Source organism: Muricoccus vinaceus, assembly GCF_042433125.1.
GTDB lineage: Bacteria > Pseudomonadota > Alphaproteobacteria > Acetobacterales > Acetobacteraceae > Roseomonas > Roseomonas vinacea.
In genome coordinates this window covers 1-25,254 of the sequence record NZ_JBHLVZ010000081.1, presented here as the reverse complement: position 1 = coordinate 25,254, position 25,254 = coordinate 1, and the positions used below count along the sequence as shown (strand labels likewise).

The following is a 25,254-nucleotide window of genomic DNA, read 5'->3' as shown; positions in this document are numbered from 1 at the left end:
CTAGATACTGAGGAAGTAAACGCTTCGAGGACGCGATGAGCACGCTGCCGATGATGTTTTCCACAATGTCATGGCTGCCGCGACAGCATACGTTGCACTTGCGATGCGCCCCAGACTTCCATGCCATGCGGTGTGCGCACGCCACGCGCGGTCAGTGCCGTGGCGATTTGCCGCAGCGACGTGGCGCCTGCTCGGCGCGCGGCGGTGATGTAGGGCAGCACGTCCGCTGCCCGCTTAGCTGCATCGCGCTTCCAAGCTGCGGACGCTATGGCGGCCACCTCGCCGTCGCCGGCCCGCAGCCGTGGGTTTCCTAACTTCACACCGCGCGTCTTCGCCGCGGGCAGGGCTGCGCGCGTGCGCGCGCTGATGGCGCGGGCTTCCTCCTCGGCCACCAGCGCCATGATGCCGATGGTGAGCCGGTTGGCGTGCGGCATGTCTACGGCTACGAACTCCACGCCGGCCTTCTCGAGCCCGAGCAGGAAGTGCGCGTCGCGCGCCAGACGGTCGAGCTTGGCGATCAGCAGCACGGCACGGCGCGCCCGACTCTCGGCCATCGCCGCCGCGAGCTGCGGCCGGTCGCCGCGCTTGCCGCTTTCCACCTCCTCGAACGTTGCGCACACGACTCCCCCGGTGCCCGCCGCGTGACGCGCAACGGCTGCTCGCTGGGCGTCGAGCCCCAGACCCGACCAGCCCTGCCGCTCGGTGCTGATCCGGTAGTAGGCGATGAAGCGGACGGGGGAGGGGGCTGGAGGGGTCATCGGGACCCTCAAAATACCCTCTCAGGCCCCTTTGTCGCGATTCCAAATGGACCTGTGATGGACTGGCATTCGTAGGGAGAACAAGTGTTTAGCAACGTCGCATCCCATATTCGAACCCAATGTGACTGCCCCAGGCTAGCTCATCACTTACGATAACCCCTCTTATCGTAAGTCCGGTGTTTGTGAGCCTTGTTCAGGCGCCGCCGGGGCGTCAAACTGCCGCCGAAGGGCCCCGACTGGGGGGGGCGAACGGGAAGGTGGCGGCGTCCGGCGGCGTGACCGTCGATCCCCAAGCCGCCCTGACGCGAAGAAAGAGTGTGGGGAAATCAGGACCATGAGCGCACTGCCTGCCCCCGTACCTCCCAACGACGGCGCTGCCGGCGACGTGGCGGCCCAGTGGGTGGCCGAGCCCACCGAGCAGGGCCTCGCTGCCCTGCTGGCGACCGAGGAGTACCTGAAGCTCTCCTTCGCGCCCGCCACCCAGCGCGCCTACAGCACGGACTGGAAGGACTTCATGGCCTTCTGCGCCGCCATGGGCTTCGTCTCCATGCCGGCCACCCCGAAGACCGTCGGCGCCTACCTCGTGCACCTGTCCAGAACCCGCTCGCCCGCGACCGTCCGGCGACGCCTGGCGGCCATTCGGCTGGCGCACCGCCTAGCCCGGGTCGCGGTACCCACCGACGATCCCGAGGTGCAGACCACCCTGCGCGGCGCGCACCGCCGGCACGGCCGTCCCACCCAGCAGGCCGCCGCCATCCGCCTGACCGATCTTCGTCGGCTGCTGGCAACCTGCGAGGACAGCACGGTGGGGCAGCGCGACCGCGCCCTGCTGCTGCTCGGCTTTGCCGGCGCCCTGCGGCGCTCGGAGATCGTCGCGCTCGACGTCACCGACGTCGTGCACAAGCCCGACGGCCTCCGCCTGCGCATCCGCCGCTCCAAGACCGACCAGGAGGCCGAAGGCGCCGAGGTCGGCATTCCCCGCGGCAAGCATCCCGCCACCTGTCCGATCCGCGCCCTCGAGGCCTGGCTCGCCACGCTGAAGCACCGCACCGGGCCGCTGTTCCGCGCCGTGCACCAGAGCGGCGCCATCGGGCGCGACCGCCTGAACGCGGCCTCGGTGCGCTTCGTGCTGCTGTCCCGGGCCGGCAAGGCGGGGCTGCCGGTGGAGGGGGCGAGCCGCCTCACCGCGCACGGCCTGCGCGCCGGCTTCATCACCGAGGCCTACGACCGCGGCCTGCGCGACCGCGACATCATGGGGCACAGCCGGCACCGCGACGTGAAGACGATGCACGGCTACGTCCGTCTCGCCCGCCTCCTCACCGACAGCCCGGCGGGCCAGGTCGGGCTGTGACGGCCTTCCGCTTTCCCTGGGACGAGGCGCCAGTCCGGCCGTCCCGCCCCCGGGAGGCGAAGCCGAGCGTCCCCAGGCGGCCACGCGGGCGTCCGAAGGAAGCTTCGACCAACCATCCCGGGGCGGATGCGCCGGCGGCCACGCCGAAGGCCCCGGTGCGGCAGGAGACGGCGTCCACGACCGGGGACGTGGCCGTTCATCACACGGAATGGCTGCCGTTCCGGCTGACCGTCCGTGGGCCGGCCGAGGACGTCGCGGCCTTCGCCGCCGCCGCGGCGGGGCCGGGCGTCCCGCCCTGGCAGGTCGACTTCGCGGCGATGGAGGAGGACGTGTTCCATCGCCTAGCCTCCCTCTATCCCCGCACCGGGCGGCTGTCGCTGGAGGGCTGCCGGGTCTTCGCGGCCCAGCTGCGCGAGCGCACCGAGGATCGGCACCGGCAGGTCCTGGTGGCGGCCGAGGAGAGCCGGGCCCGGCCGCTGGACCTGCACGCGCTGCTTCCTGTGCCAGCGGCCGTCCTGGCCCTCGGCCCGGACCATCCCGACGCCCGGCATTGGCTTCGAACCCACTGGGGCACCGAGGAGCTGCGCCGGGTGGAAAGGCTCTCCGGTTCAGCAGGGCGGCGACCGAAGGGGCAGGCGGAGGTGGGGTTCGGGTTCTTCGCGGCCGATGCAGGGCCTGCCTCGGCGGTGCGTCGGCTGGCCAGGGCTTGGCCCGGCCTGCAGCTGGACCTACGGCCGGCCGTCGGCACCTCAGGATGAAGGCGGCCGGGTGGGATGGCCCCACCTCCGCCCCGGTGATCCAGCTCGACGGCTACGAGGGGCCGATCGACTTTCTGCTGGACCTGGCGCGCTCTCAGAAGGTGGACCTCGGCCGCCTGTCGATCGTAGCCCTGGTAGATCAGTATGTCGCCGCGGTGGAGGCGCCGGGGGCGAGGGCGACGCTGGCGGAGCGGGGCGACTGGCTGATCGCCGCCAGTTGGCTCGTGCTGCTCAAGTCGAAGCTTCTGGTCCAGGCCGAGGACGAGCCAGAGGTGCCGGAAGCGGAGCGCCTGCGCGAGGGCCTGGTCCGCGCCGAGCAGCGCCGGCAGGCGCGGGCGCTGGCGGGGTGGCTGGAGCGGCGGCCGCAGCTGGGACAGGAGGTCTTTGCCCGCGGGGCTCCGGAGGCGACGCCCTCTTCGAGCCCTGGAGAGAACGGCGACCTGCTGGATCTGCTGTTGGCGTGCTTCGACCTGATGGACATGCCGCCACGGGCGACGCGGGAGGTGGCACCGTCCTATGCGCCACCCGCGCTGGACGTCTGGACCTTGGCCGAGGCGCTGGAACGGCTTCGGGCGCGACTATCGGAGCAGCCGCAGGGGGGTGACCTCGGGTCATTTCTTCCCGACGCCGGCAGAGAAGCCGTGTCGGTCCTGCGCCGGAGGTCGGGGGTCGCCGGCACCTTCCTAGCGGCGCTGGAGTTGACCAAGCAAGGCGTCTCCGCCCTTGAGCAGGACGCGGCCTTCGCCTCCATCCGTCTAAGGGCGTCCGGGCAAGGGGTCGAGCGTGCGGCCTGACAGGTGCGGCAATGAGGCTCGCCCTCGTCCCCACTCCTCGTTCGCGTCGCCTGCCACCATGAGGGCGGCTCATCAGAGGAGCGTCGCATGTCCCCGTTCTCCGTTATGGAAGCCGTCCCGGTGGTCGGGCCGGCTTCTGGCCGTCTTTGGTCCAGTCGGACTGCCCCTACCGGTCGGCTTGGCCCTGCTGGCGCTCGTGCTGGTGCGTCAATCACGCAGGCTGTTCGTCCAGCGCGATGGCAATGCGGCCACGGCATTGTAGCAACGTTGCCCGGTCGGCCTCCACCGCCGCAGCCTGCCCATTCAGTGTGGCGGCCTGCTGTGCCAATGCGCTTTCCGCTGGACCGAAGACTGCCTCCACGATCCCGCCGCACTGCTGCTCCAGTGCCCAAGCCATCCGGGCCGCCGCGCCTCTAACGGCTTGGTCCAGGTCGAGCCGGCGTTCCTTCGCCCGCTCGAACTCCCGTTGCCCGTCGCGGTGTGCGGCATAGGCGCCATGGAGGCCGGTCACCGTCTGGATCGCCGGGCCGATGAAAGGTACGACCCGGCCGAAGAAGGCCGGCCCCAGCCCCTTGAACACCGCCGGGAATGCCTGCTTGGCGGCCATGAGGCCACCTACCAGCATGTCGCGGTCGAGCTTGCCCAGCGCCGGGGCCAGCAGCCGCGTCACGTCGGCGAAGCCGAAGCCGCTGCTTCCCCCGGCTGCTTCCGGCGCGGCCATGCCTGGCAGCGGGATGGACGCCCCGGGTGATGCAGCGGCAGGGTCGGTAAACACGGCCTCCACTTCCTCGAACACGCGTCGAGTCCTCGGCAGCTCGCGCTCCAACACCGCCGAGACAGAGTTGACGGCCTTGCTGGCGGCGGTTTCGGCGGCGGCTTGGTCGCCCTTGTCAACAGCCTGCCGAAGCTCCGTCAGGAAGCCGGACGTTACCACCTTGACCGACTGCCCAAGCACCGCGGATAGCCGCTCCCGTTCCGCCGCGATCCGCTCCGCCGCCGCGCGGGATAACCCCGTCCCGTCCTGCGCCGGCATCCCGGCCAGGGCGAGATCGACCTGTCGCCCGATCCGGCGGCAGAGGGTGCGCACCACCTGCGCCTTGCCCGTCGCCGCGCACAGTCCGTCTATGTCATCCTCCAGGTCCAGCAGCCCGCTGTTTGCGAGCAGCGCCTGCTTGCCTTCCAGCCGGCCGCGCAGAGCGGATGCCGCGTTCACCAAGCGGATGGGCGCGCGCCGGTCGATGTCGGTGATCCCCGCAGCATCGGCGGCACGGCGCAGCTTGTCCGCCAGCCGGTCGCGCAGCCCGAGGAAGGCCGTGTCGTCGGGGCGAAAGCCGCTCTTGTTATTGATGATGAGCCGAAGCGGCGTACCACTGCCCGCCAGCATCACAATCTCGTCCAAAGTGCGCTGTTCTTCCAATGTGCCGTCGGTCGCGACGACGAACAGCACGATGTCGACGGTTTCCATATGCGCGCGCGTAACCCGCTCGTGCTCGACCGGCGCGTCGATCCCCGGCGTGTCGTCCAGCATGAAGCCGCGCCAGGAATAGCTGGCGATCTGGTCCGTTTCGGGGTGGTCGGACACCCGCGCGACCTCCTTGCCGACCAGGGCGTTGACCAGCGTGCTCTTGCCCGCGTTGTATGTGCCGAACACCATGACGCGCGGCGTGGCGGCGCCCTTGCGGTCGGCCATCAGCTCGTCCGTTTGCTCAACGTCGAGTGGCGGCAGATGGCGCACCAGCGGCGCCCTTGCCACTGCCCAGATGTCGAACGCGAGCCGGAACGGGTCAGCCATGAGAACGCACCTTCGTTGCGAGGATGTGGGAGAACTCGTCCAGCTTCGCAGTCAGCCTATCAGCGTCGCGCGCGACGGGTGCGACCGTGGCTGCATGCAGATTTTCGAAGAACGCGGCAACGCCGGCCGAGCCGGCCTTCTGCAACGCCTCCGTGGCGCTGGCCTCGACCTCGGCCCGGTTATCGCCCGACTGCATCGTCTCGTGCCAGTCGCTGCCCGTCGCCCGGCCTGCGGCGTTGCCGCCGATGCCGCCGAGGAGGGCGCCTAGTGCGCCGCCGACCATGAAGCCGACCGTGGTACCGATCCCGGGAAGGATCGCAGTTCCCAAGAGCGCGCCCCCTTCAGCTCCAACCCAAGCACCCGCAGCGCCGCCGCCCGCACTGCCCACCGCACCCCTAACGCCGCGGTTGGACCGGGGAATCCGCACAGTCTCGATCTTCATTGAGGCGAAGGCAGCCGTCCGCGCGAAGTCATTGGCGGGCAGGATGGCGCCGGTCTGGGCTAGTAGCGGTAGCACCGTCGTGCCGGTCTCCTCCGCCACGATATGGCGTAGCGCAGTTGTGCAGGCCTGCTCGAACCCGTCCTGATCCTGGTTGTCGGCGTATCGGGCGATCTTCTCGGCCACCATCGGGCCGATCCGGCGAAGCACTGCGGCGGTCGCCCTCTCTGCCCCTCGGTCAAGTTCTTTCGTGACGTCGGCGAGGCGCCGGTCCAGCCGAACGAGCCCGTTCCGGATCGCCTGTACCGAAAAGGCCTCCGGCCCCGTGTCGTCGCCCAGCAGCAGCCCGACGAAGTGATTGAGGTTGCGTGACGGCGCTTCCTGCTTGTGGCGCACGCCCTCCGAGTGGGCGATCTTCGTCAGTGCGCGGAAGAAGTCAGCAACGCCGCTCCGCTCCAGCGCGGCTGGGTCATTGCCGTGCGTCTCCGCGTGCCGCACCGACAGGCTGACGACGTCGAGCGGGATGGATGCGCCGCCCTCCGCCACGGCGTGGCGAACGTAGTCGATCTGCCCTTGCCGGGCCGCACTGTCCTTCATCACCCAGCGCTGGACGATCGTGCCGTCCGGCTCCTCGTCCTCCTCCGGCCGGTCGCACTGCGTGATGACAACGAGGACGCGCTTGCGAGCCCGCAGCAGGCCGCGGATTTCGGCCACGTCCCCGGTCCGGCCTGGGTTGCCGGTGTGCATGGGGTAGATCACGAGGTCCGCCACATCGGCGTAGTCGGCGGCGAGCAGGCCGTTCTCCCAGGTCGTCGAATGCAGGCCCGGGGAGTCGATCCAGGTCAGGCCCGGCAGGTGGAAGCCCTGGGTCGCACTTGTCGTTTCCCGCACGCCGACCCTGAACCAGTCCACCGGCTGGGCTGAATTGGCTTGATCCTGCTGATCTCCCGCCGTTGCGGCGGTGAAGAAGCGCGCCCGGCTGGATGCCCGCGCGGCGGCATCCGGGTTGCTGTTGCCATAGACCATGTAGTTCCCGAGCGAACTCTTACCCGCCTTGACCTTTCCCAGCACGAAGACGACCAAGCTGTCGGTGAAGCCGCTGCGGAACGCCATGGTGCGGTCGTGCTTGGCCACGCGGTCGAGCCAGCCTTGCAGCAGTTGGGCCAGTTCAGCGTTGAATCCGATCATATGGCGGGCCAGTGGGTGCTCGGCACGTAGTACAGAGGCGCCGATGCCGCCTTGCAACGTCGCCTTCATGTCTGACATCGCCGACTTCAGCACTGCCTCGCGCACCGCGATGTCCTCGGATGCGGTGGCAAGCTCGGCTTGCAGCTCCGTCATGACGGCATAGAAACCGGTGCGCAAATCTTGTGCGCCTTGAAATGCAGCTTGTTGCCCGGACAAATCGTCCCCCACATACTTCGCGCTACTTGGCGAGGGACCGCCCTTTGAACGGTTCGGTCACGTCCGCAATAGCATACACGGCCACATGGAATTGGCACATGTATCCGCCTGGGCTTCTGTTGGATCTGGGCTTCGACAAAGCGACCGAGGTCAGGCTGGCCGGCATCTCGGCGACCCAGGCATCACGGGGTCAGTACATAGGAAGGACACGAAAATACGCTAACGATCACGGGGCCCAGAAGAGGCTTGGCTAACCTCCTGCGCTAAAAGCCCCTGCCGCACTGCTGACAGACGACATTCGACATCTGATCGGCGACCGTCAGATGGTACGTCATCTGCAGCCCGTTCTTGTAGATCGTGGTGCCACAGCCGAAGCAGCGCGTGTGCATGGTGCCTGCTCCGCACCTCGCACAGCCGAAGTACCATTTCCGGTTGGCGCGGCCGGTCCTGCCGGGGGTGACGTCCTCGACATCGTGCGTCGTGCCGCAGTTGATGCAGAAGCTCGACGTCGCGGTGCAGACCTCCACGTTACCCCTTGATCCATGAATTGTCTTCGCTTCCGGCTCGGGGAACACGTCCTGCAGTTCCATCGCGATGAGGCGGCGCAGGTTCGTTACCGACCTTCCACCCTGGGCGAGGTCAGCGGCAAGCTGGATGCTGCCATGGGCATGTCGAGTTGGGTACCGATGTCCATAGTCGCAGTCGCGGCCCCAGCCGAGCGGCGAGGAGCGATCCCGCATCGCGCCCCGCGCAGGCTGCAGGATGAAGACGCGACATCCGTCCTGGTCGTACCTCTTCGTCTCTACCAACAGCTTCAGCGTCTCGGCCAACTCGTCGTGCTGCCACCGGGTCCGGAACTTGGCGTCCATGACCAGTCCCGACGCACCATTTTTCGAATCCTGGAAGACTGACTTCCTCGAATTGTCTGGGGGACCCTTCTGGAAGCGGAGCCGGAAGTCCGGACGCCTGCCGTTGTCGAGCATCGGCTCGATTTCGAGGCGGGCAGTCATGTTCGGATCGGCACGACGGAACTCGACGGAGAAGCCCTTGTCACCATGCCCTGCGGCGCGACAGGCCGATGCGATCACGTGCTCGACCCACTCGCCCTGCGGCGCGAAGTCGAAGTCCTCCATTAGCACGTCCATGATCTTGATCAGGCACCAGCGTTCATAGACGGCGCTGGCATGGAGCATGTTGATGCTGCCCAGCCGATCCAGCGCATCGCCCCCAATGCCGGTATGGCGCTCGAGTTCCGACACCCTGTGGAACGCTCCCAGAGCTGCGGCATAGATCGGGTTGTGTGCGAAGCGCATACCCATCGGGAACATGGTGGTCGAGCCGACTCCGGCCCTCTCCCATTCCGCCACCTGTATGCCCATGTCACGTTCGAAGACGTGAAGGTTGTCGTGAACAGCCTCGCTCAGTCTAGCGCGCTGCTCAAAGTGTGCGGCTCGGGATTGGGCCGTCCGCGCCTCGAGTTCGATCTCCTTACGCTCCGCGGCGTTGAGCCGCCGGCGCCAACCGTTCTGCTCCAGCTTGGCTCGCGCTGCGATCCTTCGCTGCAGGACGGGTGAGTGAACCTGGATCTGAGCGATGTGAGTAAAGACGGCTCGGCGGAAGCCTATCCCATACTTCGACTTGAAAGCCGTTACTGCAGCATCTCCGATCACCCTCAGGGCAAGATGCTGATCGATCCGTCGTCCCGCCATGACAAGGTCGTGAAGCTGTTCGGGCAGTCGGGCTACGCTGTGGTCGATACCGTTCCCAGCGTCGGCGGCGCTGTCACGGGACGGGTTCAGGTAAAACATCTCCCGCGGACCATGACCACCTTCCCTGAACTCGTCCCCGATTTGGAAGTTGAACTCTCGTCCGCTGCCATTCAGCACCGAAGGATCGGCTGACCATTTCTCGATGGCGTCCATCGTCTGAGCTATCTCAGCGATCTGGTTACCGAAGACCTCCTGGTCGACCTCGACCACGTCCAAGGCTTTTAGCCTTTCAGCCCTAACCTTTTCCCTCTGCGCCCTCGCAGCATAATAGCCATGATGGCGACCCGACGCGCGCGCGATCGAGCGGGCGAGGCGGCGACAATGCTCGACCATGCCGCGGACGTACCTGTTCTCCGGCACGTCGGCGCTCTCGACCGCGACGCGTCCCGGATATGCCCTTCCTCCCGGGCGCCGCATCGCGGCCCTGAATGTGTCGGCGCTAGGTCTCAGCTTCGTCGTCGGCACGAGGGCGGTCGCCTCCCGCACCTCGCGCGCGGGATGCTCAAGCACCCGTCTGGCTGCTTGAGCGAAGTCGGCGAGAGCCTTCACCAGCACGTGGCTGAAGTCGGAGCCCGCCTGAGCCGCGGCACCCGCCGGCTGTCCGATGGCAAGCCACACCAGATCGTCGCGGAAGTCGTCGAGGTAGTCCTGGGCATGCGCCCGGTCGAGCTCCAGAGCGACCGCGTCGACGACGAGCCCGCGCCCGGGGCCGATCTCGATCTTGAAGGTCCCGAACGAACGGTGCATCTCGGCGAGGTGCCGCCCGGCCTTCCTGCTCCATCCCGTTGCAGGGATCCACCACTCGCGACCCTGGACGTCGGGGATCTTGAGCCACGGCGTGCGCTCGTCCTGCGCTCCCACTGTGACCGGCTCCACGTCGGCGAGCGGCCCCGAGAGATGGAGGCCGAGCCACGGGGCGAAGTCCCGGAAGATCGACACCTCGGCGTGCAGAACGCCGTCGGACGCCTTCTCGATCTCGATGGGATGCGTCGATACCACCACCTTGCGCGGCGTGTTCTCCGACTCCCACTGGATCTCGAGATAGTGCGCCAGCACATCCATCGGCCGGTCAGCGCAGCCAGTAGTTGACGATGCCGTTATTGCCTTCGGCCAAGCGGATCATCCGGTCGAGCTCGGCGACGCTGCCCGTGTCCGTGTCGGCGTCGGTGCCCTCGAAGCGCTTCTCCAGTTCGTCGCGTAGCTCGACGAGGATATCGCGCCGCGCACGTCCGCTTCCGGCAGGCCGGGCGGAGTCGAAAGCCATCTTGGGCAGGACCTTGTGCCGGATCACGCCGTCCAGCGCCCGGTGCCGGCTGAGGCCTGCCGCGTAAGCGGCGGCTATGTATCCCTGCGCCTGGCGGATCGCGCGCAAACCGAACTCCACGCCTAGCGGATCGAGGTACCGGCGCGAGATGTCGGACAGGAAGCGCACGTCCTCGTCCCGACGGTCGAAGGCGGGATAGTCCTGCCGCAGGCCGATCTCGTCGGGTCGGATCAGGACCGACGGCAGGTCGGAGGGGAGGGTTTCGGCGGCCGCGTCGATCTCGGCCTCGATCGCATCCCAGTCGGCAAGCATCGGATTGCCGAACCGGAGCACGTGCACGCGGTCGAGCACCTTGGGGGACAGCTGATGCGTCGTCTCGTCCATGTTGACCGCGCCGAAGATCCAGACGTTCGCCGGCAGGGTCAGGAACGTGGGCATGCGCATCTGCGCCGCGAGCGAGCGTCGCAGGCGGGCATGATGCCTCAGCACCGACTCCTTATCGGCAAGCCCGCTCAGGCGGTGGATCTCGGCGTTGGCCCGGTCGTCACTCAAGATGTCCTCAAGCGTCGCCGTGTCACCAAGCCCGGCGCGCTGGCGCGCCTCCGCCTCGACGTGGAGGAACAGTCCCTGCTCGACAACGACGTGACGCTCTTCGTCCGCGGTATAGAGCTGGATCGTCGGCAGATCGGCGCGCTGCTCAAGCAGGCTGAGGAAGTCGGCGAAATAGTGCTCGACCCGCGCGAGGTTCATCTCGTCCAGACAGATGAAGTGGGGAATTTCGGGCTGTCGTGCGGCGGCCTGGAGTGCGACCAGGAATGGGGTCGCCTGATAGCTGCGCTCCATCGGATTGTAGTATCCGAGTAGATCCTCGGGGCCGGTCCAGTTCGGCTTGACAGGCACGACGGTGCAGACGCCGCCGATCGCATTGGCCGCGGCGCGGACCAAGCTGGTCTTGCCCGATCCCGAATCCCCAGCGAGCACGACGAGGTCGCGCGTGCGCAGCAGCGCCAGGAAGTCGCGGAGCAGCCCCTGAGTGTAGAGCAGGCCGTTCTTCTGCATCTGGACCTGCAGCACCGGTGCTAGACGAGAAAAGTCACCGTCCAATGCTTTGGAGAAACCGACGCCCGAGCGATCGTCCCGACCGCCTTCGTTTTCCGGCATCACCGCATCGATGTCGCCGGCGTCCACCAGTCCGAGGGCGATCAGCCTGTCCCGCTTCTCGCTCAGCAGTTCCTGCAGCCGACGGTGTCGAAGTTGCATGAGCTGCGTCTCTTCCTTGATTTGTCGTTGTTGCTGTTCGAAATGTTCGCGTTCCGCTGCTAGCCGCTGATAGAGATCGGCGGCTTCCTTGCGTGCTTCGTCACCACGCCGCCGATGCCCTGCCAGTTCCTCGTTCAGGCCGACGAACATGGCATGTGCGTCTTCCTCGGCTTGGCGGCGGGTCGCTGTTAGCTCAGTCAGCCGCCGCTCGTTATCGGCATGGCGGTGTGCGAGTTCCTGATCCTCCTTGAGGACCGAGTTGCGGACATGGTCCTCAATCTCTCTGCGGGCCGACGCGGAGATGCGCTTCGTCGACTGGGCGCCGTAAATCTGGACCTGCCACTCGTCGGGCAGCCCGCTCAGCAGCCTGAGCGTGCCGGATCGTACATCCACCCGCCAGGGGTTCTGGTGCTTCCTTCGCTCGCTAGCGGATGACAGTTCGACCTCGGCGATGGCCCACTGCTCGCCCATCGCCATCGCTTGGTTGCTCGCGATCTCGCGGGACGGGCCTGGCGGCACGAAGGCAAGCGTCGATTTCTGATTGCTAACTAAGGACGCGTGCAGTTTGGGGTAGACGAGTCCGACGCCTGTTTCTGGATGCTCGAAGTCCCTAAGGAATACGACGTCGCCGAATTCACCTTGCATCAGCGTCAGGCGGCCAACGATGCGGATGGGACGTCCGGGGGGCATGTCCCACGCCACGCGCAGATCGTCGAGCAGTTCCTCAGGCTTGCTCGCCATTGCTGTGGCGAGCGCCTGCTCGTCGGCCGGCGATAGCTCCCTGCTCCGCTGCTGTGTAGCGCTGCGCCGATCCGCACCTGACGACGAGCCCTGCCGCCCATGGGCGGACGATAGCGGTCTCGCTCGGCTGATCTGGCGTTCATCTGTCATCTCGTGATCGTTCTAGGATGGACCCCGAAGTTGGCCAATGGGACGATTGATCCTGACAGGAGACACATAATTGCGGACATACCGGCCGACACCAGCGCCCGACTACTGGGTAGCCAAGTCGCCATGGCCGGTCCGTTCCGAGATGCGGTCGGTAGCCTGAGCGACAGCTTCAGCTATCTCGGCGTTGCCTTCGTTGACATCATCGTTCTCTGCTAAACCGCTCCCACCATTAGCTACCGCTGGTACCGCTACAATCCTCCGGATGCCTCCAGACTTGGCTGATCCAACATGCGTCCGCTTAGTGTGCAGTTTTGCGCAAACGGCTAGGTACTCCCCACTTGGCAATAGGAAACATACTGGCCTCACTTCCCCCTTGCGCCAACTAAATTAGTTGGCTAACTTAAGCCAACTAAATTAGCTGGAGTTGGCGTCTCGACCATGGAAGCGATGCCCGAACAGATCCGCGCAGGCCGCGCACTCCTGGATTGGACGCAGGCCCAGGCAGCCGAGGCTGCATGCGTGTCGCTCAGCACAGTGAAGGACTTCGAGGCTGGCCGACGGGCTCCGACGCGCGCCAGTCTGGATGCCATGCAGGCCGCCCTTGAGGCTGCAGGAGTAGAGTTCACGGGTGGTGACACTCCGGGCGTGAGGCTCCGCGGAGGGGTGCAGTTATTCTGGAATCCAGACTCCATTGGCGTCAGCGAGGGTAATCGGGCGGCAGCCTTGCAAAGGAAGTGGTTTCGAACGTCTGACGAGGCGGTTGCATGGGCCAAAGAGAGATGGCCTACCTTGAGCGGATGCGCCCCAAACGTCGTGGACATCCGACGCAACATCTTGCTGTCGTCCGAAGACATCGCGCTGGAGGTCGAAGCAGTATGAGCCGCGAGCGCCGCTGGATAGTGTTGGGTACGGATGGCCGTCACGTGACCCTAGGACGTCACAGTGACCCGTCGGGAGAGGAGGTAGCAACCGCAGAACGCGCATTGGCGGCCCAGGGCGCGTCGGGATGGCTCGCAGTCATGGAGGGCGATTACTGGGCCCGTATGGGGAAGCCGTCGATCATGATGGTCAGACCGCTGGCTGGGCCCGCTATCGCCTTCAACGCCGCGGCAGCTGCCTTCGAGGAGGCTAGACTCCGGGCTGTGCAGCCAGCCTAACGACGTCGGCGAGCCTCGCTTGGTGTTGGGGCTCGTCTGACCTGCAGCTTTAGAAAGGGCCCAACGCTCATGTGAGATCGGCGAAATCGTGGCGGGCTTGGAGATGGCAACCTCATGCACCTCGCCGAAAGTGCTGAGCCTTTCAACAAAGCAAAACGGGCTCCAACGCTCGCCACGTTCATCAGGCGCTTTGTGCTCTCACTTCCTCCTGCGGCATCGGCATGGTGATGGACCGGAGTTGCTCCCAGCACTCGGGCCTCTTCGCCCGCTCCGAAACCATCCGGCCTGCTGCCGATTCATGCAGCGCCTTGTCCACATGCCGTGCCCACTCAGCGACCAACGCTATCAATTGAGGTGGGAGAACTTGATCCGCCCAGATACGGTCGAGATCCATCTTGTCCTTCAGGCGCTGCCCCATCAACGCGACGGTATAGGCGATGACATTGGCCTGGAAAGCCGGCAGCAGTGGGCGAACCACCTTCTGCACGGCCCTGAAAATGATGACCTGTGCGATAATTCGCTTCATGTCGGCCGCGTTCACCAGTGGCCATCGTCTCGCACCCTCCTCCTCGTCGAGCAGCGCACTGAACCTCTCGAAGTTCTTCTGCAGGCCCTGACTGGCGATGTCCGGATAGCCTGCCCATGCCATCAGGCACTTGGCGAGCTCTGTCTTGTTGACCTTGTACGTTGGCGGGAACTCCACCTTCAGCTTCTTAAGCCGAGGCGGAGTGTCACCCTTGCGGGACAGCATTACGTTGTAGCTACCCGCTGCACGCTCGTAGAACCATCTGGTCACACCGTCCGGGCAGTAGGTTGCCTGCGTCAGTCGTTCGAGGTCTCGATGGAAGGGGCGGTTCGCTGACAGGTCCGAAACCTTCACCGCACTCTGGCTGTTGGCAAACCTGGAGACGTTCGCGACAAGAACCTCCCTAGCACTATCACCCTGCTCGTCCTCGCTACCGACGATGATGATCTTCGCTGGAACCCGAACACGACGAAGGTCGACGTCCGGCGTCTTCTTCTTCGTGAAATAGATGGATGCCGTGGTCTGGCCACCGTTGACGATCTGCACCCCTCGAAGCCATGCGATGCCTGGTCCACCCTCCGGCGTCACCTCGTAGCCCGCGGCATCCGCTATCACGACAATGCCGTTATTGAAGGCGACGAAATGCTCCGGTGCCGACCTCAGGGTATCACGGATACCGCGGTTCACCTTGTTCGTGGCGCTCAGGAAGGAGCGCACATTGGCTTCGAGCAAGCGGGCACCGAATTTCTCGTATGTCAGTCGTAGCGCCTCACCCGGAATGGCAGCCAAGGCAGTGCTGTAGACGGTGTCCTCACCCGGGAGAAGGACGCAAGGCAGAGGCGAACCGGACAAGGTCTTGAAATCCAGGATCATCTCGTCCCGTGGCTTTCCCTCCGAAAGATGCCGGTACAGCCGCTCAACATCCATGACCTCAAGGCGGACGGTCTTCCCATTAACCTCCCTGCTCTTGAAGCTCTTTGACTTGGCAACACGATCCGTCAGAACGTGCACCGTAATGTGGTCGAGCTTCGGGAAGATCATCTCGATAATCTGCGCCAGCTCATGGGCGTCATTGGCTGCGTCTATGCGCGAGGCCAGACGGCCTTCTGCGCATTTCGTCAGGAACGCGAGGCAGCGAGTGGCAGCCTGGGTTGTCTCGTTGTCAGGGATCGGTAGCGGCTTCTCACTGCCGGAGTAGAGGCTCACGAAAAGATCGAGCTGCTCGTCGTCCCTGCTAACTGCATAGCCGCTCAGCCTCAGTTTTGTCCGATCAACCATTGCATCGTAGTGGCAGGTGACAGGATCCGACGTCATGCCGATCTCGGCCATGTGGTCCATGACATGCTCAGCGAAGACCATCTCGCTGTAGGGCGGTGCGTCACCGCTCTCCATCCGCTCGCGGATGTCGGCCTGGAGCTGACCAAGGAATTCGTCAAGCGTCATGGCCAACTTGCATCCTGCAGAACATCGGAGAGGGTGACGGCGGTGAGACCGGAAACATCGAGATCAATGACATAGGAAGCCGAGATGACGCCTCGCGGCACCGCTCTAACAGTCAAGGCCGGAAAGCCATCAGCGACCTTGAAGAGGCGCACGTCATCGAGCTTCAGACGACGCGTGTAGTGCGATGCCATCGCCTCGATGAATCCATAATGAAGTAGTCTGTGGGAAAAGGCAGATAACGCCTCGAGAGATCCAGACAGCACTGCGCGTGTCGCAGCCACCTGCTCCGGCAGCGACAGGCCCACGGGATCATCCCTCAGGCGGACCGCCGCGAGGTGCAGGGGCGACCTTACTGCTTGGTCGAGCTGGTCCAATGACGAGATGGTCGCCCTGAAGCCGGTGACCGCGACCGAGGACTTGACCTCGATCGCTCCAATCTTGAGTACGAAGTCGTGCAGACCTCGCATGGGACCTTCCCAGGCGGTCACGGCCGCCATGGGATCCTGGAGATCTACGGCCAGCTTGGTCAGGACGTGCAGCTCTCCATGCAGGCCGATCTCGTCCTCCTTGCTCAGGACGCCACTACGGTCCTTCAGCATGAAATCCTGCCAAGCCCGTATTCTTGCGACCACGCAGGCCATGACGACCTGTGCACCTCGCGTGCCCTCTTCCGAGCGGATCACGGACAGGAGATCCTGGGCCATCGCCCCGAAGAGGTCGAGCGGCGCCCCTGGCTGCCGTGCAAGGGCAATCAGTATGAGGCGTGGCAGTGCGGGCTCGCGCACGATCTCGACGTGGAAGCCCCGTCCTGCAGGCATTTCGGACGGCGAGGGTGGCCTGACGTCCTGGAAGCCCAGTAGCAGCCCCTCACGATCATCCGGCATGTGCCGCGCCGCCATGATCCGGCAGGACCCAATGGTGGCGAGATAGGTGCTGCGCCATCCTGCCTCGCCATCGAGACCGGCCAGTGCCCGCCAAGCTTCAGCCAGCCGAAGCGGGTCACTCGGAAGAGCCATAGTCCTGCTCCCAGAGCACGTTGTTTGCCACGTAGGCCACCTTCACGCCCGAGCGGCTGCCAGGAAAGCTCATGCCGAGCCCGACCACGCCTTCCACATCCTCGGAAAGGCCTGCCTGCGTCAGCAGCGGGTCGAGCACGTAGAGGAGCATCAGCCCCTTGTCCGGCCGGGCCGTGACGCCGGCTGCACCGAAACCTCTGATGCGCCTGATCGCGACACCGCTTGGTGTATCAGGCTCCTGGCCTTGCGAGCGCGCCGGATCCGCACGCCACATCTCCCGAGTCAGCGCAAGGGAAGCGGTCCATGCATCCGCCTCAAGATCGATCGCCTCGTCGCGCGGCGCCAGGAGCCGGCCGATCGAAAAGCGGTCCTGGGTCGAGGTGCGCTCCTTGCGTTCCGGCATCTTGACCACCACGCCAGATTCCAGATCGATGGTGCGGCGACTGCCGCCGCCGAGTATCGCAACGGTCCACGACGTCAGTTCACCGGTGCGCGCCATTGAGTCGATGAACTCGGCAAGGTGGGCGGCACTCGTCTTGTGGGCCTCGGGATGGGTCCTGTAGTTGGCAAGGAAGGTGACGATCCGCTGCGCGGGCACGGCATCCCAGAGCGCACCTTCCCATTCTTGCCGGGTGTCCGGTCTCGTGCGCCGGATCGGCGACATCTCGGTCGGACTTCCCATCACCTCCACAAGCGATCGGAGCGCCTTGAGGTTGGAGCCGAGGATCGCCGGGTCGCGATGGAAGGCGACCGTCTCCACAACCTGTCCACTGAAGGACAGCATCATTGTCTTGGCCGCACGCATCTTGAGCCGTGATGTCACCATCAGCACCGAGTGCGATTGGACCTTGAGGCCGTAGTCCTTCGGAGTGCCGCCGCTGGCCTGCATCATGTCGAACTCCTCCCGGAGTTCCTCTGACGCGTCGGCGATATGGCGGAACCATTCGATGAGCTCGGGTGTCGTGTAGAGCCGACAAAGGTCGAGGTATCCAGGCCGGTAGCCGAACCAGCGCCCCATCTGCATCAACGTATCGTACATCCGCGAGGCACGCAGGAAGTAGCTCGTGCAGAGACCTTCCAGGGTGAGGCCGCGGGCCAGCTTGTCACCTCCGATGGCAATGACCTTCAGGCCTCGACCAGCATTGTCGGCGTAGTCCAGGGCATCCTTCGCCGTGCCGTTGATCATCCGGACGTCCACGTCGGCGACCACATCCGGGAGGACGGCAGCTATTGCTTCCCATGCCAAGGGGCCGATCGATGGATCGTCGCCACGTTCGGCAATCATCGCCGTGACGGGCACGAAGTCCTTGTTCCAGAGCGCGTGGAAATCCGCGAACAGCTTCTCGCTGCCGATCCCCCGCCGAAGGCGCTGGGAGATGCCCCGAACAATCTCCGTGACCTGCCGATGAACCTCGGCCTGGACGGCAGTGAAGCGAGTGACGTGAATGAGCATCGAGCTGTGACGTTGGCCCTGCCCGCGGACCTTTCTGGCGGCGCAGGCGAGCAGGAAGGACAGGATGGCCTCGTGCAGCGATCCAGGCAATTCGTCGGCACTCGGCCGGTGGTGGCTCTTGTGGCCTTGCGGCATCCAGCCGGAGCCTTCTGCTTGGCCCTGATAATCGGAGACTTCATGGGCGAGGGGGAGGCCTCCCTCGCGGCCCGTGGCTCCACGAAGGCCGAAGATCTTCGCCGGACCGACGTAGTTCGACGGGGCCGCGAGATTAACGATGAACGAACTCGGGAAGAGGTCCGGACCCTCCTCACGCGTGTGGCCGCGATCGTGGATGAAGATGTTGGCGAACGGCGTTGCCGTGTAGCCGACATAGGCCGCCCGGGTGAAGGAGTGGAGCAGGCGCCGGACAAGGCGATTGATGACGGTCGGCGAGTGTTCCTCGTCCGGACGTCCCTGCTCGTCGAACACCTGCTCACCAGTATCCACCGACGCATGGTCCGCTTCATCATCCAGCAGCAGCAGCGGCAGCTTCGTGACGAGTCTCCGCCCGGTCTCTTGGTCCCGACTGTCGGCGGCATGATTCTGGACCCAGGACAGGAGACGGGTCAGGACGGTCTTGTTCTTCTTCACGACGAAGAGCCACGGCCGCTGCTCGGGACTGATGCCGAGGTTGCCGGCCAGCCGTGTCGAGAAGTCACCCTTGTCCGTGCGGTTGGTCACGTAATTGGGACGGATGGATGGATCGCCGTCGATCTCTCCGACACCAATCGTCGTTGTATCGCCAGGCGATGGTGCCGTCGCATAACCGAGGAAGCCTTCGTCCAGCCGCATCTGCGTCTGGGACCTGAGATTGTTGTGCAGTCCGGCAAGGACGATGATGATCTTGTAGCCGGCGTCCGCCGCCTTGCAGATCAGGCCGGTGTAGTTGGCGGTCTTCCCCGACTGCACATGCCCCACCACCAAGCCTCGACGATCCCAGTCGCCTGATCTCTGCGGATCCTCCAGCAAACCGAGAATGCCGTCGGTGGATCGGTCGAGAGCATCAAGCGCTTCCGAAGGAAGATCTCTTTCGAGCCACTCGCGATAGCGCCGCCACAGGCGCCATTCGTGCTTCCTCTCTGCATCAAGCCAAGCGACATGTCCGGCCTCATCCTTCAGGGCTCCGTCACGCCCGATCCACATGCTGAAGCGGCGGACGAGTTCCTCCGTTATGGCAGCCCGGTCGAGCCCCTCTCCCCAAGCCGGCTTCATTCGCAGCACCACATCGATCTGCTCGCCAATCAGCGTCGGGCCGATACGGCTTCTGTCAGGTTCGTCGAGCAGAAGCTCCTGTACGAACTTCACCACCTTCTGGGCATGGCTTTCCGGTACTGCGTCCATGGCGGTTCAGGTCTCGATCGGAGGGAGGTCGGGAAGAGCGGCAACAACATCGGGGTACGCGTCGAAGGGCTCTGCCAGAAGGAGACGCTGTCTGGCCTCGGAAGACGTCAGTCCACGCCGACGGACGAGGTTCCGGTACATGACATCCAGCACTTGGTGGAGCTCGGCTGGCGGACCAGCTGTGAAGCCGGTACGGGGCGTCTCCTTAGCCTCCGCGGTGTCCAGCCAGATGCGCTGAACCGGCACCGTCTCCTCCACGACACGGAGCATGGCGCGCACAAGAGGAACAAGCTCACCGGCCTGCTGGAGGACCGCCGCCACGACGGGATGATGCTCATCGATCCGGTACCGGACGCCGTCGGAATTGTGTATCGCCGCCCAGGCCTGGACAACCGGCTGTCCACTCACCCGACCGGTGAGAATCTTACCGCGCCACGCGAAGACGCGACGTGCGCGGTTTCGCGTATCCTCGGCGAGGGTGGTCAGCTTCGATCGAACTTCGACCGGAAGTCGTGCAGTCGACTTCCGGATGTCGATCTTCCATGCAGCATCAGAGGCATTCCCGATCTCCACGCGGATGCGTGCGAGCCGATGAGCCTCCTCCTTCGTCCACGACCGCCCGCGTCCGAGCCCCAACCAGGATCCTCCCAGAAGAAGGCGTCCCTGTCTGTAGACATAGAATCCCTGCTGTGCAGTCCATCCGTCAGGACCGGCAGCATCTTCGTAGGAGCATGCATCCAGCCGATCCTTGTGGGGCAGGACATGGGCCTGGACAGTTACAGAACCGGAAGAGCTGGGGAAGCGTTCCTCGGGAGATGACCAAGTATCGCGATGGTCCGTCATGAAGGGATCCCACGGCTTCACGCGGCTCCCGTTCAGCGTGATGCGAAGACGTGGCCGAGGCCCCTCCATGTAGAGGTGGAAGACCATGGACAGATGGCGCTCGACCCGGTCGATGAGGTCGAGCAGGTCCTGCTCGCGGAAGCCGGGAGTCAGCAGGCGGTCGAGGACTTCCCAGGCGACAAGCGTGCCGTGGCCGGTGGAAGCCAGAAGCGTCAGCAGGTCCTCGGAACCGGGCGCCGGGCCTTCGAGCAGCTCCCAGTCCCGTCCTCCCGCCGCCGCAATTTCATCAAGGTCCCATCGCAGGCACGCCGTTGTCCCATGCTTGCGGGACACGACGGTCAGTCGCCGGCACTGCGAGAAGGACGCGGTCTTCAGCCCGAGGCCGAACCGCCCCAGGTCGCCCGGCAGCCGCGGCTCGAGCGGGCTTCGATCACCGAGACGCATGGCCTTCTCGAGCTGGTCAGCCGTCATTCCGCTGCCATTGTCGACTATGATCACGCGTGATGCGGCGCCCGCCCACGTGAAGGACACGTCCACCTGCGAAGCGCCCGCAGCTACGCTGTTGTCTACTAGGTCCGCCAACGCCGTCGAAGTTGAGTAGCCCAAGCCTCGCAAGGCCTCGATCATCGCCGTAGCCCGCGGTGGAGCGGCGATCCTTCTCTGGCCTAGCTGCCCTGTCATGGGACCATGCTCTCGAAGTGGCGCGAGGGAAGGTGCCGGGGCAGCCGATCGAGTGCCTTCGCCTCGATCTGCCGAATCCGTTCGCGGGTCACCCGGTACGACTGCCCTACCTCCTCCAGCGTGAGAGGATGGCCATCAGTGATGCCGAAGCGCAGGTCCAGGATGCGTGCTGCTCGCTGGTCAAGCTTCTGCAATGCCTCAAGCAAGGCAAGTCTCAAATCGTTTTGAAGAACGGTCGCAAGAGGTGTCTCAGTATCAATAAGTTCCGGAACGCAGGCTTCCCTGGTCAAACCCAGCTCCTGATCCGCCACGGCGGACAGACCTGCAGCCTCCTCCAAGGGCATGATCTCACGCTCAGCAGCGAGAGCCCGCTCCACTGCCCGCACATCCAATTCCGTCACCTGCGCGAGATCGAGAACCGATGGCTCGAAGCCGTGTTTAACCCTGAAAGCATCGGCGTGCCGCCTTGTCTTGGCCATACGCTCCAGCAGGTGGACGGGGACGCGGACTGTTCGGCCAGTGTCCTGCGTACAACGGCTCATCGACTGTCGGATCCACCACGTTGCGTAGGTACCGAAGCGCAGTCCGCGCTCGACATCATACTTGTCGATCGCCCTGAGTAGGGCGATCTGGCCCTCCTGAACGAGATCGAGGAAAGGCACCGCAGGGCGTGCGTATCGTCGCGCGTGCCAGACGATACGACGCAGGTTCGCCTTGACGATCATCTCTCTCAGAACAAGGTATCGTTCCAGTGCCGATTCTATCGTGGTCTCGGATCCGGATGCCTGGAGGCTCGCGGTGACACGGCGCAGCAGGTGGAGCCCCTGCGGCGTGTTCTCCCCAATGCAGTTCGGCTCTTTGCGGCGTCGGGGTGCAGATCGTCTTCCTTTAGGAAGAGCGCCTTCGGCCAGCTCTAGTAGGCGGCGGGTTGTCAGCGCCATCGCCGACAAGCTCCGCACGATATCGCCCGCATCCACATCTCTCTGGGCAGCTTCCCTCAGGCGAGCCGCCAGCTCCTTAGCCGCAGAACTGTCCTCCTCCCTGAATTGATTCGAGGAATCGTCAACGTCCTCCTCGACTGCAGTCCAGTCGACGTCCGAAACTTCCCTTGGCACGAGAAGGCCGGCATCCAGCCGGTCGGCCCAGGACTGCAGGGTAGCCGGGGTAGAGGCGCAAGGAGCTGCCAGCTTCAGCATATCCCGACGAGCCGACGCCAATTCCCGGAACAGGCGCACCTCCTCGGAGGCGGAGGGGATGCGTGCGCGCGACGCCTCCTCCAGTAGCAGGCTCTCCGCGTCAGGAAGGGCTCCAGCCATGCCATCGAGGAGTTCGAGTGTGTCGGCAATGTCCGATCTGTGAAGGAAGGAACTGCCCGCTGCCGGGTCATCATCAGCATCCCGCGATAGATCAAGCGCGTGTTCCCGCTCGACCAGCACGCCAAGGTCACTGAGCGCGGCACGGAGAGCGACGGTTGCAGCCTCTTCCTTTCCGCGTGTTGCGGCGTGCACCGTTAGATCATCAAGCGCTTCCTCCGGCACCCATCCATGGCGGAACGCCGCCTCCAGCAGATGCACGACCGCACGGTGCCCATCGAACCCTTCTGCGAACAGGGCCAGCCACGTCGGCGCAACCCCAGGCAGGTCCAGGTCTGTGTCGGCCCAGTCCTGATCAGGGATGGACGCGGTGTGACTGGTCAGCTGAGCATCAAGTGCGGCCGCCGCCCTCTCAACACCGATCGCTGAAATGAGTAGCAGAGGCTCGAGCTCGGGTTCCCACTGCCGATCCGCAGCGGAAGGTCCGGCTGCCGCACTTGATGGCTCGGCCAGGAATGGAGGCGCGGCTACCGTGGCTTGGCTTGCTACGATCTCCACTTCGGGCGTCTCTTCGGCTGGCGGGGCGGCGGTTTGCGCTCCATCATCCACGATCCACTCGTCGGCGATCTCCGCCGTGTGGTTCTCCTCGATAGTCTCTATCGGATCAGTACTTGCAGCCTCGGTATCCAGCGCCGGCAGCGTAGCAGCAGGCACATTATCCGCTTCCGGACTGCTGCCTGAGCAAGGGCGGTCGCCTTCCGAAAGGACCCGAGGGCTGTCTGGCAGTTCAGGATTTGCAGTGCATTCCTGGGATGGTTCACAGCGCCGAATTTCCGACGGCGGAGCTTGTTCAAATATGCTCGCCGCACTGGCGCTCTGGTACCTTGAGATCAGTGCAACAACAGGGGAGTGCCCGGCGGACTGTGCAGCTGTGAGCGCGTCTTGGTCGGCGTCATCTCGAGTGGCAGTATCGGCGCCAGCCTCAAGCAACAGTCGGCAAACTTCGGCATGTCCACGCATTGCCGCCAGGATCAGAGGGCTTCGGCCCTTTCCGTCCCGGCCGTTCAAAGGTGCGCCACGCTTCAGATGGAATGCTACTGCTGCGGGCACACCCGACGCTAGCGTCAGGCGGAAGAGGGTGCTGAGAGAGGCTTCTTTGCTCAACCGGATCGTTCTGGACGGATTTATCCCCTACGCCTTGTCATTATCGCACCTATAATCGTTCAACAAAAGTGGGGAGACGGCATATTCTGGTATGAAGCCGAGCCAAGAACCACCCCCCCCCCTGCAAGACTCCATACCCAAACCTATCATCCTGAAATGACTGTCAGAAGACATCGAGGGGACATCATGTCCCCGGAGAAGCGATCGGCTGTGATGGCCCGCATTCGGGGCAAGGACACCGGTCCCGAGCTTGCCATGGCAGCCGCTCTGAGGCCGACCCGCTTCCAATACGAGTCGCATGCAAGGGATCTGCCGGGACGCCCAGATTTCGTCTTCCGACGCCATGGGGTGGTGGTTTTCGTGGACGGAGACTTCTGGCACGGCTGGCGGTTCCGAGACTGGAGGGACAAGCTTTCCGAGAAGTGGGAGGCCAAGATCGAGGCTAACCGCCAGAGGGACCTTCGAAATTTCCGGCGTCTCCGGGCTGAGGGCTGGCGCGTACTCCGCATTTGGGAGCACGAAGTAAAGGCCGATGCTAATGCCTGCGCCGCCCGGGTGGTCCAGGCTTTACGGAGCGGGCGAAAACAACCCCTGGATGCATCGAAGCGCCTGGTGCTAGCCGCGCAACCTGGTACAACGACTTTATGAAGCCACGAGTACTGGACCTTTTCGCGGGCGGAGGCGGCAGCAGCTGGGGTGCCTTCAAAGCGGGCGCCGAGATTGTCTGCGGTGTGGACGCCTGGGACCTCGCTACCAAGGCGTATCGCAGGAACTTTCCTGGAGCTCGCGCCGAGAACTTGCGCCTGGAGGAGGATACCCGCCCCGCGGTGCTGGGCGATCTGGGCAGGATCGACTTGCTGTTGGCATCGCCGGAATGCACCAACCATACCTGTGCTAGAGGGAGCCGACCTAAGGACGAGGCCAGCCGAGCCACGGCACGATACGTCATCAACTTCGCCCAGGACCTGAAGCCCCGCTGGGTAGTGGTCGAGAACGTCGTCCACATGCGGAACTGGTCAGGCTATCAGCCACTTTTGAATAGCCTGCACGAGCTTGGTTACCAGAGCCGCACTGTGGTGCTTGATGCTGCGGCTTTCGGTGTTCCGCAGAATCGACGGCGGATGTTCATCCTGGCTGATCGGGAAAGGCAGCCGGACGCTGTGCTTCCCTCGGCATGGACCAGGACGAGAACTGTCGAGGAGGTACTGGATCCTCCTGGGACTTGGGAAAGCACACCGCTGAGGCGTGAAGGCAGGGCTCAGGCCACACTGGAACGGGCTGAGAGGGCGATGGCCGCTCTCCCGGCTGGCACTCCCTTCCTCATCGTCTACTACGGATCTGATTCTAGCGGCGGTTGGCAGCCTCTGAACCGCCCTTTACGGACTGTCACCACCATTGATCGCTTTGGCTTGGTGACATGGCAAAGGCGCACGCCGATGCTGCGCATGCTCCAGGTCCCAGAATTGATGCGAGCGATGGGGCTTAGGGGCGGTTACAGCCTAGAGAACATTGGACACCGCCGCGACCGCATCCGTCTGCTCGGGAATGGAGTGGCGCCGCCAGTGATGAAGGCTGTCGTGAAATCCCTTTTGAAAAATGGCGACAGCGAGATGGCCAGCACAGAGAATCAGCAACGAGAGTTGTTGCATGAGTTGGTCTGATAGCCTTTCGCTGGTCTTCAGCGTCATCGTACAAATCGGTTCTACAGTATATTTCATCCTTTATGCTTCCAATCGGCATTGTCACGTTGGCCAGCTCTGGCTGGAACGAACTCGTCAGGCGAAGCTGGCGGCATGCC

At 64.5% G+C, this 25,254-nt stretch carries 17 protein-coding genes; 7 read left to right on the top strand and 10 right to left on the bottom strand.

Translation table 11 applies throughout. The annotated features are described in order from the left end of the window. Positions 1–68: 68 nt before the first annotated feature. Positions 69–758, bottom strand: a complete 690-nt coding sequence (locus tag ACFFIC_RS21915; protein ID WP_377054323.1) for a recombinase family protein — start codon at positions 756–758, stop codon at positions 69–71. A gap of 334 nt (positions 759–1,092) precedes the next feature. On the opposite strand from ACFFIC_RS21915, the gene ACFFIC_RS21910 reads away from it, so the two are divergent. From ACFFIC_RS21910 to ACFFIC_RS21900, 3 genes are all read left to right on the top strand, one after another. Then, positions 1,093–2,109, top strand: a complete 1,017-nt coding sequence (locus tag ACFFIC_RS21910) for a site-specific integrase (RefSeq protein WP_377054321.1) — start codon at positions 1,093–1,095, stop codon at positions 2,107–2,109. Positions 2,110–2,264: 155 nt separating this feature from the next. Then, the gene (locus ACFFIC_RS21905; protein WP_377054319.1) at positions 2,265–2,867 is read left to right on the top strand and encodes a hypothetical protein; all 603 of its coding nucleotides are present in this window, start codon (positions 2,265–2,267) and stop codon (positions 2,865–2,867) included. After that, a complete protein-coding gene (locus tag ACFFIC_RS21900; RefSeq protein WP_377054317.1) occupies positions 2,864–3,661 on the top strand; it encodes a segregation and condensation protein A in 798 nt (265 codons plus the stop codon). Before ACFFIC_RS21905 ends, ACFFIC_RS21900 begins: the two co-directional genes overlap by 4 nt. Positions 3,662–3,872: 211 nt before the next feature. Here the strand turns inward: ACFFIC_RS21900 and ACFFIC_RS21895 are convergent, their stop codons facing one another. Together ACFFIC_RS21895 and ACFFIC_RS21890 are read right to left on the bottom strand one after the other, a co-directional pair. After that, positions 3,873–5,453, bottom strand: coding sequence for a GTPase (locus tag ACFFIC_RS21895; RefSeq protein WP_377054315.1), 1,581 nt, complete (start codon positions 5,451–5,453; stop codon positions 3,873–3,875). Further along, positions 5,446–7,308: a GTPase family protein gene (locus tag ACFFIC_RS21890; RefSeq protein WP_377054389.1), complete on the bottom strand. Its 1,863-nt coding sequence runs from the start codon at positions 7,306–7,308 to the stop codon at positions 5,446–5,448. The genes ACFFIC_RS21895 and ACFFIC_RS21890 overlap by 8 nt, the downstream gene beginning before the upstream one ends. Between ACFFIC_RS21890 and ACFFIC_RS21885 the strand changes: the two genes are divergently transcribed. Beyond that, positions 7,275–7,550, top strand: coding sequence for a hypothetical protein (locus ACFFIC_RS21885; RefSeq protein ID WP_377054313.1), 276 nt, complete (start codon positions 7,275–7,277; stop codon positions 7,548–7,550). The genes ACFFIC_RS21890 and ACFFIC_RS21885 overlap by 34 nt on opposite strands. 9 nt (positions 7,551–7,559) lie before the next feature. Here the strand turns inward: ACFFIC_RS21885 and ACFFIC_RS21880 are convergent, their stop codons facing one another. Together ACFFIC_RS21880 and ACFFIC_RS21875 are read right to left on the bottom strand one after the other, a co-directional pair. Then, complete coding sequence (locus ACFFIC_RS21880) at positions 7,560–10,127, bottom strand: hypothetical protein (protein ID WP_377054311.1); 2,568 nt, start codon at positions 10,125–10,127, stop codon at positions 7,560–7,562. 7 nt (positions 10,128–10,134) lie between these two features. Beyond that, on the bottom strand, positions 10,135–12,480 hold the full coding sequence (locus ACFFIC_RS21875) for an McrB family protein (protein ID WP_377054309.1): 2,346 nt from the start codon (positions 12,478–12,480) through the stop codon (positions 10,135–10,137). 438 nt (positions 12,481–12,918) lie between these two features. Between ACFFIC_RS21875 and ACFFIC_RS21870 the strand changes: the two genes are divergently transcribed. Continuing rightward, positions 12,919–13,359 carry a helix-turn-helix domain-containing protein gene (locus ACFFIC_RS21870; protein WP_377054307.1) on the top strand — a complete coding sequence of 147 codons (441 nt, stop codon included), beginning with the start codon at positions 12,919–12,921 and terminating at the stop codon, positions 13,357–13,359. Positions 13,360–13,818: 459 nt separating this feature from the next. Here ACFFIC_RS21870 and ACFFIC_RS21865 read toward each other — a convergent pair whose 3' ends face one another. From ACFFIC_RS21865 to ACFFIC_RS21845, 5 genes are read right to left on the bottom strand one after another with little or no spacing between them, the layout of a single operon-like run. Further along, complete coding sequence (locus ACFFIC_RS21865) at positions 13,819–15,606, bottom strand: AIPR family protein (RefSeq protein ID WP_377054305.1); 1,788 nt, start codon at positions 15,604–15,606, stop codon at positions 13,819–13,821. Next, positions 15,603–16,622 (bottom strand): PD-(D/E)XK motif protein, encoded by a 1,020-nt coding sequence (locus tag ACFFIC_RS21860; protein ID WP_377054303.1) that lies wholly within the window; start codon positions 16,620–16,622, stop codon positions 15,603–15,605. The genes ACFFIC_RS21865 and ACFFIC_RS21860 overlap by 4 nt, the downstream gene beginning before the upstream one ends. Continuing rightward, the gene (locus ACFFIC_RS21855) at positions 16,606–19,455 is read right to left on the bottom strand and encodes a Z1 domain-containing protein (RefSeq protein WP_377054301.1); all 2,850 of its coding nucleotides are present in this window, start codon (positions 19,453–19,455) and stop codon (positions 16,606–16,608) included. The genes ACFFIC_RS21860 and ACFFIC_RS21855 overlap by 17 nt, the downstream gene beginning before the upstream one ends. 6 nt (positions 19,456–19,461) lie before the next feature. After that, positions 19,462–20,925: an ATP-binding protein gene (locus tag ACFFIC_RS21850; RefSeq protein ID WP_377054299.1), complete on the bottom strand. Its 1,464-nt coding sequence runs from the start codon at positions 20,923–20,925 to the stop codon at positions 19,462–19,464. 50 nt (positions 20,926–20,975) lie between these two features. Next, positions 20,976–23,456 carry a sigma-70 family RNA polymerase sigma factor gene (locus ACFFIC_RS21845; protein ID WP_377054297.1) on the bottom strand — a complete coding sequence of 827 codons (2,481 nt, stop codon included), beginning with the start codon at positions 23,454–23,456 and terminating at the stop codon, positions 20,976–20,978. Between the two features lie 156 nt (positions 23,457–23,612). On the opposite strand from ACFFIC_RS21845, the gene ACFFIC_RS21840 reads away from it, so the two are divergent. Together ACFFIC_RS21840 and ACFFIC_RS21835 are read left to right on the top strand one after the other, a co-directional pair. Further along, positions 23,613–24,104, top strand: a complete 492-nt coding sequence (locus ACFFIC_RS21840) for a very short patch repair endonuclease (protein ID WP_377054295.1) — start codon at positions 23,613–23,615, stop codon at positions 24,102–24,104. Beyond that, the gene (locus ACFFIC_RS21835) at positions 24,101–25,117 is read left to right on the top strand and encodes a DNA cytosine methyltransferase (protein WP_377054293.1); all 1,017 of its coding nucleotides are present in this window, start codon (positions 24,101–24,103) and stop codon (positions 25,115–25,117) included. The genes ACFFIC_RS21840 and ACFFIC_RS21835 overlap by 4 nt, the downstream gene beginning before the upstream one ends. The last annotated feature ends 137 nt before the right edge of the window (positions 25,118–25,254 follow it).

Excerpts from the sequence above, each read along its gene's own strand:
- ACFFIC_RS21835 (WP_377054293.1), top strand. The coding sequence starts at position 24,101 with ATGAAGCCACGAGTACTGGACCTTTTCGCGGGCGGAGGCGGCAGCAGC.
- ACFFIC_RS21900 (WP_377054317.1), top strand. The coding sequence starts at position 2,864 with ATGAAGGCGGCCGGGTGGGATGGCCCCACCTCCGCCCCGGTGATCCAG.
- ACFFIC_RS21895 (WP_377054315.1), bottom strand. The coding sequence starts at position 5,453 with ATGGCTGACCCGTTCCGGCTCGCGTTCGACATCTGGGCAGTGGCAAGG.
- ACFFIC_RS21850 (WP_377054299.1), bottom strand. The coding sequence starts at position 20,925 with ATGATCGAGGCCTTGCGAGGCTTGGGCTACTCAACTTCGACGGCGTTG.
- ACFFIC_RS21870 (WP_377054307.1), top strand. The coding sequence starts at position 12,919 with ATGGAAGCGATGCCCGAACAGATCCGCGCAGGCCGCGCACTCCTGGAT.
- ACFFIC_RS21860 (WP_377054303.1), bottom strand. The coding sequence starts at position 16,622 with ATGGCTCTTCCGAGTGACCCGCTTCGGCTGGCTGAAGCTTGGCGGGCA.
- ACFFIC_RS21865 (WP_377054305.1), bottom strand. The coding sequence starts at position 15,606 with ATGACGCTTGACGAATTCCTTGGTCAGCTCCAGGCCGACATCCGCGAG.
- ACFFIC_RS21910 (WP_377054321.1), top strand. The coding sequence starts at position 1,093 with ATGAGCGCACTGCCTGCCCCCGTACCTCCCAACGACGGCGCTGCCGGC.
- ACFFIC_RS21875 (WP_377054309.1), bottom strand. The coding sequence starts at position 12,480 with ATGACAGATGAACGCCAGATCAGCCGAGCGAGACCGCTATCGTCCGCC.
- ACFFIC_RS21885 (WP_377054313.1), top strand. The coding sequence starts at position 7,275 with ATGCAGCTTGTTGCCCGGACAAATCGTCCCCCACATACTTCGCGCTAC.
- ACFFIC_RS21840 (WP_377054295.1), top strand. The coding sequence starts at position 23,613 with ATGACTGTCAGAAGACATCGAGGGGACATCATGTCCCCGGAGAAGCGA.
- ACFFIC_RS21880 (WP_377054311.1), bottom strand. The coding sequence starts at position 10,127 with ATGGATGTGCTGGCGCACTATCTCGAGATCCAGTGGGAGTCGGAGAAC.
- ACFFIC_RS21855 (WP_377054301.1), bottom strand. The coding sequence starts at position 19,455 with ATGGACGCAGTACCGGAAAGCCATGCCCAGAAGGTGGTGAAGTTCGTA.
- ACFFIC_RS21915 (WP_377054323.1), bottom strand. The coding sequence starts at position 758 with ATGACCCCTCCAGCCCCCTCCCCCGTCCGCTTCATCGCCTACTACCGG.